This window comes from Streptomyces sp. NPDC111802, from assembly GCF_055634335.1.
Window position 1 is genome coordinate 104,328 of the sequence record NZ_JBVKCZ010000021.1, and the last position, 14,547, is coordinate 118,874.

Consider the following 14,547-nt stretch of genomic DNA (forward strand, 5'->3'; position numbering starts at 1 on the left):
GGTGCGGCCTCAGCGCAGGTGGCGTGCGGTGATCTCCGCCGCGGTGTCGGTGACGAGCCTTCCCATCTCGGGCAGCCGGCCGGGCTCGAAGCGGGAGTCGGGCAGGGAGACGGCCACGGCGGCCAGCGGTACGCGCTCAGCGTCCAGCACGGGTGCCGCGATGGCGCAGACACCCTGTAGGTACTGGTTGTGGTTGACGGCGTAGCCACGCTCTCTCACGCGCTGCAGCTCCGCTCGCAGTTCCTCCGGGTCGGTGATGGTCTCCTCGCCGTAGCCTTCCAGCGTCCCCGCGGTGACCTCGTCGACCTCGGACTTCCCCAGATGGGCGAGGACGGCGTTCCCGGCGGCGGTGGCGTGCAGGGGTGAGGTGTCGCCGATGGCGTGGAAGGTGCGTACGGCGTGGTCGCAGTCGACGCGGTCGACGACCACCATCCCGTGCAGGGCGTCGGGTACCGACAGGTGGATGGTCTCGTTCACCGCGTCGCGGAGTCGGATCATGGGTTCGCGGGCGGCGGCGAACAGGCTTGAGCCTTGCAGGGCGGCGGGTCCTCCGGCGAGGACGCGGGCGCCGATCTCCCAGCGGGTGGTGTCCTTGCGGTTCGCCCGCAGCCAGCCCGCCTCGTTGAGCGTGACCAGGGTGCGCTGCACGGTGGACTTCGGCAGGCCGAAGAGCTTCGTCAACTCCCCGACGGTGACGGGCTGGTGCTGGGCGACGGCCTCCAGGATGCGCAGCGACCTGGTGACGCTCTTCATCTCCATGCGGTCCCCCCGTCAGTTGTGTGGATTCGCCGTGTTCATCTCTTGACTCCCTGTCAGAGCCATGTGGAGCGCGCCTTCAAGTCCCTCGACAACATCAAGGGCGCCGTCCGCAAGTACTGGGACACCGGTGGCCGCGAACCCCGACGCCGCCTACCAGCTGATCGACTTCGCGCTGCGGCCCGACATCCAGGCCAACTACGCCGAGATCTACCGATGGCCCCGGTCGTGCCCGCCGCCTACAAGAAGCTCTCCCCGGCCGCCGCCGGCAACCTGGCCAGCTCTCCCGAGCACCTGGAGTCCGGTTTCGACCTGGACGTCGAGTGGTGGATCAAGAACGAGTCGGCCGTCACAAAGCGCTGGCAGGAGTGGACGCATGCCTGAGCTGCACCTGAAGTCCGGCCCCCAGTCGTCCCCGGCGGTCTCCCCGCCGCCGGGGACCGGCACCGGGAAGCCCCTCTCCGTCACGGACCTTCGCAAGACGTACGGCGGCGTCACCGCGGTCGACACGGTCTCCATGGAGATCGCGGGCGGCGAGTTCGTCACCTTCCTCGGGTCCTCCGGTTCCGGCAAGACCACCACCCTGATGATGATCGCCGGGTTCTGCGAGCCCGACTCCGGCAGCATCGTCGTCGGCGGCCGTGACGTGACCCGGCTGGCCCCGCAGAAGCGCGGCCTCGGCTTCGTCTTCCAGCAGTACCTGCTGTTCCCGCACATGACGGTGAAGGGCCTGCGGGCCAAGCAGCGTGACCTGGCCGAGAACTTCGGCCACGAGACGGTCGTGCTGAGCAAGAGCGAACTGCGGGCCGAGCTCGGCTCGGACTACTACCACGGCGCCCTGCTCGACCCGCTCAGCGCGGGCCTGCACGTGGGCAAGTTCGTCGGCGGCCTGGCGGACGCCGCCGAGCGTGCCGGCGCCGAGATCCACGAGCGCAACGCCGCCACCGGCCTCACCCGCCTCCCTGGTGGCGGCTTCCTGGTGGAGACCCTGCACGGCACCATCCGTGCCAAGCAGGTCATGGCGGCGACGGACGCCTACACCGACAAGTCGCTGCCGTGGTTCCGCAAGCGGCTGATCAACGTCGGCAGCTTCATCATCGTCACCGAGCCGCTGGGGGAGGCGCGCGCCAAGGAGCTCATCCCGAACGGCCGCCTGCTGGTCGCCCACAAGAATGTCGGCCACTACGTCCGCCTCACCCCCGACAACCGCCTCGCCTTCGGCGGCCGGGCCCGCTTCGCCCCCTCCAACCCGGCCTCCGACATCAAGAGCGGCGACATCCTCAAGTGGGAGATGACCGAGATCTTCCCGCAGCTCGCCGGGGTGCGCATCGACTACGTGTGGGGCGGCATGGTCGGCTTCTCCTGGGACCGCATCCCCCACGCGGGCGAGGTCAACGGCCTGTACTACTCCATGGGTTACTGCGGCCACGGCGTCCAGATGGCCACGTACATGGGCCGCGCGGTCGCCGAGATGATGGACGGCAACCCCGAGGCCAACCCGATGCGCGGCTTCGGCTTCCCGAAGGTGCCCGTCCCCTTCTACAACGGCACCGCCTGGTTCCTGCCGTTCGGCGGCGCCTACTACAAGGCGAAGGATCGCCTGACCTGAGCAGGAGGTTCAGTGCCGGGCGAACTGCACCTCGGTCGGTTGCACGACGTTCGGCCGCAACGCGATCCCGGTGATGGTCAGTCGTTCTCCGTAGATGTCCGTGATCCTGATCGAGTTGCCGCACCCGCTGCCGTTGGCGGAAAGGAAGTAGTTGTATTCGGTGCGGGGCAACTGCCGCCAGCCGTCGCCGGTCTTGACCTCCAGGCGCGCGACCGGGTTCCGGTGGCCGATCGCCTGGATGCCGCACCAATAGGGGCTGGACCCGGTTTTGTATCTGATGGAGATCGTGTCGGAGATGCTGGGGCTCACTAGGCTCCAGGTGATGGGGATCCGGCCGACCTTGAGGTCGGCGAGTTTGGCGAATGCCTGTTGGCTGAGGTCGAGTTGCCCGGGTGCGCAGGGCAGGGGGCATTCGTTGGTGATCCGTACCGTGATGGACTTGCCGTTGGCCGCGCGGACGAGCACGTACGCGCCGCATGCCCTGGACGTCTCGTAGTCCGTGGTGTTCATGGCCGCGATCATGAGGTCGGGACTCGGACCGAACAGACAGGCGCCGTTTCCGTCGGCGGCCTCGTAGGCGGTGGCGACCCCCGTGTAGGTGGAGCCGGGTCGAATCCGCCCTGCCGACGACGCCGTGGTGGACGCCGTTCGCGGGGACTCTGGGGTGCTGGTGGCCGACGGTCGTGCCGACGCGGTGGTCGCAGTGGCCGACGGACTCGAACTGCGCGTCGCGGTCGGCGTCGCCGACGCGGTCGGGGTGCTCGTCCCGGGCGGGGTGGTGGCCCTCACCTGGGAGGTGGCGACGGACGTTGCGGCGGCAGGCCCTGCCTCTTCCTTCCGGTCGGGGAGCAACCCCATGACCAGGTAGGCGAGAACGCCCGCGGCGGTCACCGCCACCGTGCTGCCCAACATGAGCCTGCGTCTGCGCCTGCGCTGCCTCGCGGCCTGCCTCGCTGTCTTCATTACCCGTCCGTTCGGAAAGATCGAGCCGATGGTGCACTCTTCAGTGACCGCACAAGGCGAAAAGGTTGCCGACGATTTCTCACTGAGGCGTGGCCGCGTCCGGCGGGAAGGTGGATCCGCCCCAGGGTCCGGTGCCGTGCCACCGTCTGCGGTGGCGAGCCGAGCCGGGCGGCAGCGTGACGGGGGCTGCGGCGGCATACGAGAAGTATGCCGCCGCAGCCGCTCGCGTCCCGAGGATCAGACGGCCGTGAAGGTCCACAGCAGGTTGGAGCTGCTGCCGTACGTCCACTGTTTGGTGACGGAGCCCGAGTCGACATTGCCGCCGCCGTCGAGGACCAGACCGGTGGTGCGGTTGGCGATCGAATAGCGGTCGCCGCCCCGGTGGGTGATCTTCCACTGCTGGTTGATGCCGCCGTTCCAGGGGGCCTGTCTCGCCGGAGAGCCGTCGGCGGTGGCGCCCCAGCTGTCGGCGACCATGCCGTTCGTGCGGTTGACCAGCCTGTAGTAGCCGCCTCCGACCGCCTCCGCCCGCCACTGCAGGTTGGTGCTGCCGTCCCAGGTCCACTGCTTGAGGTTGGACCCGGAGGCCACGTTGCCGCCGCTGTCCAGGGCGAGCCCGTTGGTGGCGTTGGTGATCCGGAAGTACGTCGCCGGGTTGAACTGGACCCTGAGTGAGGTGATCTGGTCGTTGTTGCCGGTGACCCGCAGGTCGGGGCTCTCGGCGGTGAACGTCCAGGAGGTGCCGCTGAAGTTGTCTCCGGAGTAGCCGATCACTTGGTAGCCGGGGGCCGGCCGGAGAGAGGAGAGCGTGCCCGCGCCCAGTCCGGCCGCGTTCAGGTCGGCCGCGGTGTAGTCGCCGACGGTGAACACACCGGCGCTGCCGGTGTAGTTGACGTCCGTGAAGGCGACGGCTCCGGCGAGCGGCCGAAGTCCCGGGATCGTGCCGGAGAAAGCGAGCTTCAGGACGTAAGCGCCCGCACTGTACGGCGCCGAGGACGGCAGGGTGACCGTGAGGCCGGACGAACTCTGGGTCGGCGTCGGCAGGTCGGTGTAGGTGCCGGCGGTGGAGCCGAGGAGCTTGACCGAGGTCAGCGACGAGAGGTTGATCCGGTCCGAGCCGAGGGTCTTGATCGTCAGTGAGCTGCCCGGCCAGCCCAGGACGGTGGCGTACAGGACGTTGTTGGCCTTGTTACGGGTGAAGCGGATGTCCTGCGCGGTACCGGCATGCGGAGTGGTGAACGAGCCGCCGCCCATTTTCGTCGGGCCCTCGCCGTACTGCGTCCAGGCGCGGGTCGAGTACACCGACTCGCCGAAGCGCTTCAGATGGTCTCCGATACCGAGCAGGATGTCCTTCTGCGCCTGGGGGATGGTGCCGTCGGCCATCGGCGCGATGTTCAGCAGCACGTTGCCGTTCTTGCTGACCCGGTCGATGAACGAGTGCAGCATTTGCTGGATCGTGTAGTAGCCGATGCCCTGGGTGTAGCACCAACTGCTGCTGGAGATGCTGTCGTCGGTCAGCCAATACGGGGTGGTGATGTCGGCCGGGCCGCCGCGCTCGTAGTCGAAGACCTCGCCCTTGCCGTGCATGCCGTCCTTGTACGTCGCGACGACTTCACGGCCCCAGCTGCTCGCCTGGTTGTAGTAGTAGGCCAGGAAGTTCAGGCGCTGAGTCTCGTCGACGGCAACGAGATTGAAGTCCTGCCAGAGGATGTCGGGCTGGGCGCGGTCGATGACCTCCTTGAGCTTGTCGAACCAGAGCTGGTTCTCCGCCGCCGAACCCAGCTGCCCGTAGAGCTTCTTGAGGCTGCTGTCCGTCTGGGCCGGGACATGTTCGTAGAAGCCGGTGAAGTTGTACGCATGGTGCATGGACACCAGGAGCTTCAGGCCCTTGGCGCGGATGGCCGTGGAGAAGAGCCTCAGCAGGTCCAGCCCCGGGCCCTTCTTCACCGAGTTCCACTCGTTGACCTGGCTGTCCCACATGGAGAAGCCGTCATGGTGCTCGGCGACCGGGCCCGCGAACTTGGCGCCGGCGTCGACGAACAGTTGCACCCACTCGTCGGGGTCGAACTTCCCGCCGGCCGACTTCAGCTTCGGCGCGAACTTCACGAAGTTGCCCGCCCGGTCCTGAGCCCCGTTGATGAAGTTGTGGTACGGCCACGCCGACGGCTGGCCGTAGGTCGCGATGTGGTGCTGGTTGGCGTTGCTGCCCGCTTGGTACATGCTGCGCGGGTACCACTCGTTGTCGTAGGCGGGGACGCTGAAGGCGCCCCAGTGGAAGTAGATCCCGAACTTCGCGTCCTGGAACCACTCCGGGGCCGGCGGGTGCTGGTCGACCGAGTTCCAGTCGGGCGTGTAGGTGCTGGGCGCCGCCTGAGCGGCGCCCGCACCTAACACACCTCCGGCAACGGCCGCCGCGGCCACGGAGGTGGCACCGGCCAGGAAGTTGCGCCTGTTGATCGAACTCGACATGGAGACATCCCTGGTGCAGAAGGGGACAGGGGAATGCAGGGCACCGCTTGTTACGCATGAACGTCTGTCATGTCTCCCTGGGATGTCAACTGGCGTGCAGGGATGAAAAGCGACGAACGGTCAGGTGATTAGCCCCACTTGCTTCCTGGTTATTGCGATTTGCGACTGCCCAAACATGGCATGTTTGCCAGGGCCCCTGGACGCGCGCCCTCACCACCTGCGCGAGCACTTCGTCGACGGTCACTACCTCGCACCGGCCCTGCAGGGCTGAGCGCGCAGATGGACTCCGAGTCCCGTGAGACGGCCGCCGACGTGGTCGGCGTCTTCAACTCGGGCCCCAGTATCATCAACGTCACCCTCGGCATGCGGACTCCGCAACAGGTCGGACGAAACGTGGAACTCCATGATCAGCACGTCCCGGACGGCCTCTGGGACGAATCGCGCACGCAGGGGCCGATCAGGTCGGACGTGCTCGCGGGGCACGGTGGGGGAGGGATGTGCGGTGTCTCTGACGGACAAGGCCATTGAGCAGATCCGTGAGCTGATCCGGACCGGTGCCCTGCCTCCGGGGTCGAAGCTCCCACCGGAGCCGGACCTGGCCGCGCAGCTGGGCCTGTCCCGCAACCTCGCCCGCGAAGCCGTCAAGGCACTGGCCGTGGCGCGGGTCCTGGAGGTCAGGCGCGGCGACGGCACGTATGTGACCAGCCTGCAGCCGAGCCTGCTCCTGGAGGGGCTCGGTGGTGCGGTGGAGCTGCTGCAGGGCGACTCGGTCGCGCTGCAGGACCTCATGGAGGTACGGCGGCTTCTCGAACCGATGGCCACGGCACTTGCCGCCACGCGGATTTCTGATGAGCAACTGGCCGAGGTGAAGCGGCACCTGGACGCCATGCGCGAGGCCCGCGACGACGTCGAACGGCTCAACGCCCACGACGCCGCCTTCCACCGCGCCGTCGTCGCGGCCACGGGCAACGAGACCCTCCTCACCCTCCTGGAGGGGATCTCCGGCCGCACCCTGCGCGCCCGCATCTGGCGCGGTCTGGTCGACGACAAGGCCGCGGCCCGCACCCTCGCCGAGCACGAGGCGATCTTCAACGCCCTGTCCATTCGTGACGCCGCCCTCAGCCAGGCCGCCGCACTGCTCCACGTGAGCAACACCGAGCAGTGGCTGAGGGAACACCTGCGCTCAGGCGAACCCCTCCCCTTCGGGACAACAGCGGGGAAGTGACGGGCGGGCGCCGCCTGCCCATGCCCCGAGCCCTCGGGTAGACGTGCTCACCTCGAACCGCCTGTCCGACACGCTGACCGTCCTACGGGCGGCGCCTGGTGGTGAACTCCTGGTGGGTGTACGTCACTTGGTGCCGAGCGAAAGGGACCCCGACTGGCTGAACCGGCCCGACGTACACCGGGGCCTTCACCCCGGTCGCAACCCCGAACCTTACCTACGACCTGCTCACCCTCCCGCACCAACTACCCGCCGCCATCGCCGCCGTACGAGCGCTGCCCGAGCTGACGTTCGTGCTCGAACACCTCCAAGCCCCCCATCGCCTGGGGCGAACTCCAGGCGTGGGTATCACTGATCCGTCAACTGGCGGAAGAGGTTGACGAACACGTCGTCGCCCTCGGCGGTGTACACCAGCTCGCCGTACTTCGCGTGGTTCTCCGGCCCGGTGCCGACGTAGCACCAGAAGCAGTTCCGGGGCGTCGACAGCACGCGGTAGTGGCCCGGTCGTACCGGTGTGAAGTACACCAGCCGCGCCCTTCGGATGCACGGACGAGAGGATGTGGTTGACCGTAGCGCGCTCGTAGTGGTCCAGTACCTCCGCGTCCGGCCGTTCGAGGAACAGCGCGCGGCTGAGCTTGAGCATGTTGTACGTGTTGCAGGTCTCGGGGCCCTCGGGCGACTCCAGGGCGGAGCTGAAGTCGTCGCGTGGGTGCAGGTGCTCGCGTACGGAGTTGCCGCCGAAGGAGTACGTCCGGTGCCGGGTCATCGTCTGCCAGAAGAACCGGGCGGCGTCCCGCAGGCCGGGGTCGCGGGCGACCTCGCCGAGCCGCTGGTACCCGACGGCCTTGGCGATCTGCGTGTTGGCGTGCATCCCGTCGAGAACGTCGCGGTGCTCGCGCAACGGGCCGAGCAGGGACCGGTCGAGGACCGGTGTGCCAGGGCGGCGTGCCGGTCCTCGCCGGTGACGTCGGCGAGGTTCGTCAGGGCCTCGCACATCCCACCGAACTCGGTGCGGAGCATGGCTTCGTGGGTGTCGTCGTCCATCCCTGCCGCCACCTGGTCCCACCAGTCGGCCAGCCGTCGGACGGTGGTCAGAGCCAGTTCCGAGCCGGCGTGCCGGTAGGCGTCGAGCAGGCCGGCGAAGAGCTTGTGCAGGTTGTACCACGGTACCCAGGCGCCACCGAGCGCGAACGAGTCCCGCTCCACCCGCCCCGCGGCCACCCGCTGCCACAACCGCACGCCGTCGGGGATGCCCCCGACGTAGCGGGTGCCCAGCGCGTCCTGGCACTCGACGATGCCCTGAACGAGACGCTCGACCAGGGCTCTGGGCCGGGGATTTCCCGTCACCGCGCTCATGAGGGCGGCGCCCGACAGCGCGTGCCCGACGGTGTGGCCGTCGAGACCGGAGCTCTCCCAGTTGCCTGCATGAGGGTACTCATTCCTTCGTTCACATCGCGTGTCTACTCGCCGTAGGCACTCAGCAGCCGGTCGTACTCCGCCTGGGTGAGGGGGGCCACCGGTCAGCTCAGCCGAGCAGCGACGGCTGCGCCCTCGCGCACGAAGACGGGGATGCGCTGCAGCGGGGCGTCCGCGTCGAGCGTCGTGCCGCCCTCCACCACGCTTCCGGTGACCGGGTCGAGCCAGCGCGCCCCGGACGGCAGGTACACCCGGCGGGTCCGCGCGCCCGCCTCGTACACGGGCGCCACCAGCACATCCGGACCGAGCAGGAACTGGTCGTCCACGTCCCAGGCCCGCTCGTCGTCGGGGAAGTCGAAGAACAGCGGGCGCATCGGCGGGGCGCCGGTGCGGTGGGCCTCCTCGGACAGCTCCCTCAGGTACGGGCGCAGCCGTTCGCGCAGCAGCAGGTGCTCCCGGAGGATGCCGTACGCCTCTTCGCCGTAGGACCAGACCTCGTTCGGCCCGCCGCTCATGTCCGCGGAGAACGTGGGGTGGTTGGGCTCACGGTCGCCGTGCAGGCGCATGACGGGGCTGAAGGTGCCGTACTGGAACCACCGGATCAGCACCTCGCGATAGGCGGGGTCGTCCGGGTTGCCGCCGCCGAAGCCGCCGATGTCGGTGTTCCACCAGGGGATGCCGCTCATCGCGACGTTCAGCCCGGCCCTGATCTGGCGCGACAGGGAGTCGAAGGTGGTGGGGATGTCACCGGACCACAGCGCGGCACCGTACTTCTGGCTGCCGGCCCACGCGGACCGGACAAGGGACAGCGGCCGGTCGTCGCCCGCCTTGGCCAGGCCCTCGGCGACCGTACGGGTGTGCAGGACGGGGTAGAGGTGCGCGGCCTCGGCGGCCGGCCCGGCCGCGTAGACGGCGCGCTCGGCGACCTCCCGGCTCAGGTCGGGCTCGCAGGCGTCCAGCCAGAAGCAACTCACGCCCAGCGCGTAGTAGTTGTCGTGCAGTCGCTGCCACAGCGCGGCGCGCGCTCCGGGGTGGGTGGCGTCGTAGTACGCCATCGGGCGCATCGGCTCCTCGGCACTGCGCGACGGCCATGGGAAGGTGAGGAGGCCGCCGTCCGTGTCCCGCACGAGGTGTCCGGACGCGCGCAGTTCGTGGAAGGTGTCACTGCCGGGCTCGACGGTCGGCCACACCGAGACCGCGAGCCGCACCCCGAGTTCGGTCAGCTCCTTGACCATGGCGGCGGGGTCGGGCCACTCGCTCTCCTCGAAACGCCAGTCGCCCATGCTCGGCCAGTGGAAGAAGTCGCAGACGATGACGGACAGGGGCAGTCCGCGTTCCTTGTACTGCCGTGCCACCGCGAGGAGTTCGTCCTGGGTGCGGTAGCGCAGCTTCGACTGCCAGAAACCTGACGCCCACTCGGGCAGGAGCGGCGGGCGCCCGGTGACCAGGGTGTACGCGTCGATGATCTGGGCCGGGGTGTCGCCCGCGGTGACCCAGTAGTCGACGCGCCCGCCGCCGTCGGCGACCCAGCGGGTCGTGTCGGTGCCCAGTTCGACACGGCCGGTGGCGGGGTTGTTCCACAGCAGTCCGTAGCCGCGCGAGGAGTGCAGGAAGGGGATGCTTGCCACGGTGTTGCCCTGGACGAGGTCGATCACACAGCCCTTCTGGTCCAGGAGCCCGTGCAGATGCTGCCCGAGGCCGTGCAGCCGCTCACCGTCGTACCCCTCGAAGTGCTGTTCCGTACGGCCGCCCGCCGCGTGGATGCGGGGACCGTCGTGGTGGTGGTACGGGGTCTTGTCGGCGAGCAGTTCGCGGCCCGAAGCGGCGTCGAGGAACCTCAGCTTGCCGTCCGCTGCGGCCTCGACGGCGAGGCGGCCGTTGACCATGCGGGCGGAGCCGTCGTCCGACACCGACAGCTCGGCCCGCGGGGAGGGCGGGGGGCTCTCCAGCGCGCCGGGGGCGGCGGGATCGATGGCTCCCGAGGAGGCCCGCACCCGGACCGCGTGCGGGCCCCAGGGCTCGATGCGGAGGACTTCTTCGGCGGTGTGGCGTTCCAGGCCGCCCGCCCGGTTGCTGTAGGACAAGGCATTTCCTCTGTCTCTCAGGGGCCGTGTACGGGGGTGTTCGTGCGGGCCGTGACCGTGGTGGCCGCGGTGGCCAGGGTGGTGTGGGCGTGGGCGGGCGTCAGAGAGCGAAGAGGCGTTTGGTCCTTGCTCCTTGCTCCTTGGTCCTCGGTGCTCGGTGCTCGGTGCTCGGTGCTCGGTGCTCGGTGCAGAGCCTGTGTCCATCGGCTTCCCGCCCGCCGGGCCATGTCATCCGGCGGTCAGAGTGGTCCACTTCTGGTTGGAGCCGCCGTTGCAGTCCCACAGCTGGAGCTGCGTGCCGTCGGCCGTGGAGAAGCCCGGAACGTCGAGGCAGCGGCCGGAGACGGGGTTGCGGTAGCCGCCGTTGTAGGGCTGCCAGACCTGGTTGGCGCCGCCGTGGCAGGCCCAGATCTGCACCTTGGTGCCGTTGGCGGTGCCCCCGCCGGCGGCGTCGAGGCACTTGCCCATGGAGCGCAGGGTGCCGTCGGTGTAGGCGGACCAGAACTGGTTGGCACTGTCGCCGCAGCTCCAAGTCTGGACGGCGGTCCCGTCGGCGGTGCCGGCGCCGTTGACATCCAGGCACTTGCCGGCGATGCCGGAGGACACGCGTGCGGGGGCGGGGGCGGGGTTCCTCAGCCACCCGGCGCTGTCCGCGGACCGGATGCCGCGGTGGAAGGCGTCGGCCATCTTCTGGTAGCCCGAGTCGTTGGGATGCAGGGTGTCGGCCAGGTCGGCCGTGGTCAGGCTGCTCATGTCCACGTATGCGACATGCTTGCCCGCGGCCTGTGCCTCGCTCACGATCTGGGGGATGGCCTGGTTGTACGCGGCACGGTACTGCTCCTCCGTGCCGCTGGTGGACACGACCAGGGACGCCACGAGGACGGTGGCGTCGGGGGCGGCGGCGGCGGTGATCTGGTTGACCAGCGACTTCAGCCGGGCGGTGGCGGTGGAGGGCTGGTAGTTCCCGTTGAGGTCGTTGGTACCGAGGTGCAGCGTCACGACGTTGGGCCGGTAGCGGGTCAGCGAGGCGTCGGCGAGTGCGGCGATCTGGTCGATGCGGTATCCGGAGTGGCCTTCGTTGTCGGGGTCGGACATCGAACCGCCCCGCAACGTGCCCACGAAGTCCAGCGGATGGCCGTCCGCCGCGAGCTTGTCCCACAACGGACCCCGGTAGCCGTTGCCCGTACTGCTTCCCACGCCCCAGGTGATCGAGTCGCCCAACGGCATGACCCGCAAGGGCGTGTTCGAGGCGGCTGAGGCAGGGGTCGCACCTGCCGCTGTCACCCCGAGCGCGACAGCGACAAGCGTGATCAGGGGTAGAACCCAAGGCTTTCTCATGCAGCGTCCTCTTCTGCGAGCGATTGCTGAATCAGCGGGGCTGATCGCCGTTCGTGTCAGCAGCTCGGCCGTAGCGCCTTCCCGTCGGCGTCGGCGGCCGCCTGACGTACTGGCAGAACGGCGTGGGTGGGGAGCTTCCTGCGCTGTGAGCGTTGAGAACACCGAGCCCGCCCGGCGCCGGTCTCACGAGCGCACCCGTATAGATACCACGATCTCGACTGGAACATCCCATGAATGCCTGGATGTTGGAGATCGGTAGCAGGGGGGCGAGCCTTGCGCGGTTTCGTCCCGAAGGTGCTGCTCGAGCGGTCTGTTGGCCGCTCCGTTCCTCTCTGGTGTCGGCTCGTTAACATCCCATGTCTGACTACTGGGCTGGTGGCCACGGGCCACGCCCCGCCGAGCGGCCGTGATCGATCCGAATAACCTTCTTCTGAGCACGACTTGGACGTGGGTGAGGCACGGCCTCACTCAAGCCAGGGGGACGTCCGCAGTGGCAGACGATTCGACAGGGAGAGGACAATGAGCGTTCTTGATGGGATCCTCGCGGGCGTTCGCGAGGACTTGGAGCAGCGTAAGCGTGCGACGCCGTTGGCGGAGCTGCGCTCCCGGGCAGCGGACGCGGCACCGGCGCTTGACCCCTTGCCCGTTTTCCGCGCGCCTGGGGTGTCCATCATCGCCGAGGTGAAGCGAAGGAGCCCCAGCAAGGGTGCGCTGGCGGACATTCCCGACCCCGCCTCCCTCGCGGTCCAGTACGCGGCCGGCGGTGCCGCTGCGATCAGCGTGCTCACCGAGAGCAGGCGTTTCGGCGGCTCTCTCGCCGATCTGGACGCCGTGCGCGCCCGGGTCGACGTGCCTGTCCTGCGTAAGGATTTCATCGTCGACCCCTATCAGCTGTGGGAGGCCCGCGCGCACGGCGCCGATCTTGCGCTTCTCATGGTCGTGTCGCTGGACGACGGCCAGCTCGCCGAACTGATGGGGCTGTGCAAGGAGTTGGGTCTCACGCCGCTCGTGGAGGCGCACACGGCCGACGAAGTGCGGCGCGCTGTCGCTGCAGGAGCCGAACTCCTCGGCATCAACGCACGGGACCTGACAACGCTGGACGTGGATCGCAGCGTGTTCGCCGACCTTGTGACGGCCATCCCGGAAGGCACGGTCAAGGTCGCGGAATCGGGAGTGACGGGCCCGAAGGATGTAGCGGAGTACCGCGGTTGGGGAGCCGACGTGGTACTGGTCGGCGAGGCACTGGTCCGCTCGGGGGACCCGCGCAAGGCCGTGCGCGAGTTCATCGAGGCAGCCGGGGCGTAACGGCGTAAGAAGTCTGTCAGCGGTTGCGAGAGGTGCCGGCGCGCAGGGCACGTGCCGGCCGGGGGAGGGAGTTGAGGGCACGGGCGAGGCCGCGGGCCAGGGTTGAGTACGCGTGGTGGGCTGGGGGCAGTCGTCCGCCAGCAGAACCCTGATCATCCGTCTCTCCGCTCCATCGGCTCTGCTGTGATTCCGTACGGCAGCCGGGCCCGCACCACGAAGCCGCCCTCCGCCCCCGGGCCCGCGGTCAGCTCGCCACCCAGTGCCCGCGCCCGCTCCGTCATGCCGACGATCCCGCTACCGCCACCCACCACCGCCGGGCGGGCCGCCGCGCCCCGGCCGTCATCCTCGATCGCCAAGGTCAGCCCCTCGTCCTCGTAGACGAACCGGATCGTGACTCGGCTGCCTTCGCTGTGCCTGGCGGCGTTGGTCAGCGACTCCTGCACGATCCGGTACGCGGCCAGGTCGACCGGAGCGGACAGCGAAGGCTCGGCGCCAGTCCGCTCGATCCGCACCCGGAGCCCCGACAGGCCCGCCGAAGCCGCCAGTTGCTCCGCCCGGGCCAGCCCCGGCGCGGGTGCCGTGGATGTCTCCTCGTCCACCTGGCGCAGCACGCCGAGGGTGGCCCGAAGCTCCCGAAGGGTCTCCCGGCCGCCTTGATCGCGCCGAGCGCCTCCTCGGCCTGGGCAGGGTCCTTCTTCAGCCGGTGCAGTGCCGCACCCGCCTGCACATTGATCATCGAGATGTTGTGCCCGACCACATCGTGCACCTCGCGGGCGATGCGCAGCCGCTCCTCGCTGGCCCGCAGCCGCGCCTCCTCCTCGGCATAGGCCACCCGGCTGTGCCGCACGCCGCCCAGCGCCACGACGGCGACCAGCCAGCCGGTGAGCATGAACACCGCCGTACCGGTGACATCGCTCTTGGTCACGAGGGTGCCCGCACCCACGCTGGTCACCATGGCCGCCGCCATGGCGATGGCCGCCCGCGTCCGGCCCTGGGCAGCGATGGCGTACAGCGCCACGATCGGGACCAGGACCAACGGACCGTCGACGGCGCTCAGCACGTGGTGGGCACCCGTGCCCACCACCGTGAACCAGCCCACCGCCACCGGATACCGACGCCGAAAGAGCAACGCCCCGCACACCGCCGTCATCAGCAGCCAGGACGCGGCCAGCGACAACATCGAGCCCCGCCATGGCCCAACCGCTGCCCCTCGGCGAAAGCCACCAACACGAACACCCCGACGGCCGGCACGGCGTCGGCACGGACACCACGGGGCAACCGGAAGCGGGCCTGAGCGAAGGGCGGCACGCCTTCATTCTGCCCGCGCCGCCGATCAAAGGAGGAACCCGGTGACAGCGGCGAGGGCGGCGAGGGTCTCCTCGAAA

Annotated in this window: 13 protein-coding genes and 2 pseudogenes; 5 read left to right on the forward strand and 10 right to left on the reverse strand. The window is 69.1% G+C overall.

The genetic code is table 11. The features are described 5' to 3' along the window. Positions 1–9: 9 nt before the first annotated feature. Positions 10–753 (reverse strand): IclR family transcriptional regulator, encoded by a 744-nt coding sequence (locus tag ACZ7NC_RS23815; protein ID WP_471491117.1) that lies wholly within the window; start codon positions 751–753, stop codon positions 10–12. A 219-nt stretch (positions 754–972) separates the two neighbouring features. Here ACZ7NC_RS23815 and ACZ7NC_RS23820 point away from each other — a divergent pair, with 219 nt between their 5' ends. Together ACZ7NC_RS23820 and ACZ7NC_RS23825 are read left to right on the forward strand one after the other, a co-directional pair. Then, positions 973–1,140 carry a hypothetical protein gene (locus ACZ7NC_RS23820; protein WP_471491034.1) on the forward strand — a complete coding sequence of 56 codons (168 nt, stop codon included), beginning with the start codon at positions 973–975 and terminating at the stop codon, positions 1,138–1,140. Continuing rightward, a complete protein-coding gene (locus ACZ7NC_RS23825; protein WP_471491035.1) occupies positions 1,133–2,365 on the forward strand; it encodes an NAD(P)/FAD-dependent oxidoreductase in 1,233 nt (410 codons plus the stop codon). The genes ACZ7NC_RS23820 and ACZ7NC_RS23825 overlap by 8 nt, the downstream gene beginning before the upstream one ends. A 9-nt stretch (positions 2,366–2,374) precedes the next feature. On the opposite strand, the gene ACZ7NC_RS23830 is transcribed toward ACZ7NC_RS23825, so the two are convergent. Continuing rightward, the gene (locus tag ACZ7NC_RS23830; protein ID WP_471491037.1) at positions 2,375–3,277 is read right to left on the reverse strand and encodes an expansin EXLX1 family cellulose-binding protein; all 903 of its coding nucleotides are present in this window, start codon (positions 3,275–3,277) and stop codon (positions 2,375–2,377) included. 288 nt (positions 3,278–3,565) lie between these two features. After that, positions 3,566–5,797, reverse strand: a complete 2,232-nt coding sequence (locus tag ACZ7NC_RS23835; RefSeq protein ID WP_471491038.1) for an alpha-L-fucosidase — start codon at positions 5,795–5,797, stop codon at positions 3,566–3,568. Between the two features lie 336 nt (positions 5,798–6,133). Here ACZ7NC_RS23835 and ACZ7NC_RS23840 point away from each other — a divergent pair. Together ACZ7NC_RS23840 and ACZ7NC_RS23845 are read left to right on the forward strand one after the other, a co-directional pair. Beyond that, positions 6,134–6,309: pseudogene (locus ACZ7NC_RS23840) on the forward strand (aldo/keto reductase); the annotation flags it as partial. Continuing rightward, the gene (locus tag ACZ7NC_RS23845; RefSeq protein WP_471491040.1) at positions 6,300–7,022 is read left to right on the forward strand and encodes a FadR/GntR family transcriptional regulator; all 723 of its coding nucleotides are present in this window, start codon (positions 6,300–6,302) and stop codon (positions 7,020–7,022) included. The pseudogene ACZ7NC_RS23840 and the gene ACZ7NC_RS23845, both read left to right, overlap by 10 nt. A 345-nt stretch (positions 7,023–7,367) precedes the next feature. Here the strand turns inward: ACZ7NC_RS23845 and ACZ7NC_RS23850 are convergent, their stop codons facing one another. The 5 genes and pseudogenes from ACZ7NC_RS23850 to ACZ7NC_RS23870 form a co-directional block, all read right to left on the reverse strand. Further along, positions 7,368–7,544 (reverse strand): hypothetical protein, encoded by a 177-nt coding sequence (locus ACZ7NC_RS23850; RefSeq protein ID WP_471491123.1) that lies wholly within the window; start codon positions 7,542–7,544, stop codon positions 7,368–7,370. Between the two features lie 64 nt (positions 7,545–7,608). Then, positions 7,609–7,890, reverse strand: a pseudogene (locus ACZ7NC_RS23855) (beta-L-arabinofuranosidase domain-containing protein); the annotation flags it as partial. Next, positions 7,782–8,543 (reverse strand): beta-L-arabinofuranosidase domain-containing protein, encoded by a 762-nt coding sequence (locus ACZ7NC_RS23860; protein ID WP_471491118.1) that lies wholly within the window; start codon positions 8,541–8,543, stop codon positions 7,782–7,784. The pseudogene ACZ7NC_RS23855 and the gene ACZ7NC_RS23860, both read right to left, overlap by 109 nt. Next, entirely contained in the window at positions 8,540–10,519 is a 1,980-nt protein-coding gene (locus ACZ7NC_RS23865; protein WP_471491041.1) for a glycoside hydrolase family 31 protein, read from the reverse strand. The genes ACZ7NC_RS23860 and ACZ7NC_RS23865 overlap by 4 nt, the downstream gene beginning before the upstream one ends. A 228-nt stretch (positions 10,520–10,747) precedes the next feature. After that, a complete protein-coding gene (locus ACZ7NC_RS23870) occupies positions 10,748–11,857 on the reverse strand; it encodes a ricin-type beta-trefoil lectin domain protein (RefSeq protein ID WP_471491042.1) in 1,110 nt (369 codons plus the stop codon). A gap of 519 nt (positions 11,858–12,376) precedes the next feature. Between ACZ7NC_RS23870 and trpC the strand changes: the two genes are divergently transcribed. Continuing rightward, positions 12,377–13,162, forward strand: a complete 786-nt coding sequence (trpC, locus tag ACZ7NC_RS23875) for an indole-3-glycerol phosphate synthase TrpC (protein WP_471491044.1) — start codon at positions 12,377–12,379, stop codon at positions 13,160–13,162. A gap of 152 nt (positions 13,163–13,314) precedes the next feature. On the opposite strand, the gene ACZ7NC_RS23880 is transcribed toward trpC, so the two are convergent. Together ACZ7NC_RS23880 and ACZ7NC_RS23885 are read right to left on the reverse strand one after the other, a co-directional pair. Continuing rightward, entirely contained in the window at positions 13,315–13,605 is a 291-nt protein-coding gene (locus tag ACZ7NC_RS23880) for an ATP-binding protein (RefSeq protein WP_471491045.1), read from the reverse strand. Beyond that, positions 13,590–14,342 (reverse strand): sensor histidine kinase, encoded by a 753-nt coding sequence (locus tag ACZ7NC_RS23885; RefSeq protein ID WP_471491046.1) that lies wholly within the window; start codon positions 14,340–14,342, stop codon positions 13,590–13,592. Before ACZ7NC_RS23885 ends, ACZ7NC_RS23880 begins: the two co-directional genes overlap by 16 nt. Between the last annotated feature and the right edge of the window lie 205 nt (positions 14,343–14,547).

Excerpts from the sequence above, each read along its gene's own strand:
- ACZ7NC_RS23825 (WP_471491035.1), top strand. The coding sequence starts at position 1,133 with ATGCCTGAGCTGCACCTGAAGTCCGGCCCCCAGTCGTCCCCGGCGGTC.
- trpC (WP_471491044.1), top strand. The coding sequence starts at position 12,377 with ATGAGCGTTCTTGATGGGATCCTCGCGGGCGTTCGCGAGGACTTGGAG.
- ACZ7NC_RS23820 (WP_471491034.1), top strand. The coding sequence starts at position 973 with ATGGCCCCGGTCGTGCCCGCCGCCTACAAGAAGCTCTCCCCGGCCGCC.
- ACZ7NC_RS23885 (WP_471491046.1), bottom strand. The coding sequence starts at position 14,342 with ATGTTGTCGCTGGCCGCGTCCTGGCTGCTGATGACGGCGGTGTGCGGG.
- ACZ7NC_RS23870 (WP_471491042.1), bottom strand. The coding sequence starts at position 11,857 with ATGAGAAAGCCTTGGGTTCTACCCCTGATCACGCTTGTCGCTGTCGCG.
- ACZ7NC_RS23815 (WP_471491117.1), bottom strand. The coding sequence starts at position 753 with ATGAAGAGCGTCACCAGGTCGCTGCGCATCCTGGAGGCCGTCGCCCAG.
- ACZ7NC_RS23835 (WP_471491038.1), bottom strand. The coding sequence starts at position 5,797 with ATGTCGAGTTCGATCAACAGGCGCAACTTCCTGGCCGGTGCCACCTCC.
- ACZ7NC_RS23830 (WP_471491037.1), bottom strand. The coding sequence starts at position 3,277 with ATGTTGGGCAGCACGGTGGCGGTGACCGCCGCGGGCGTTCTCGCCTAC.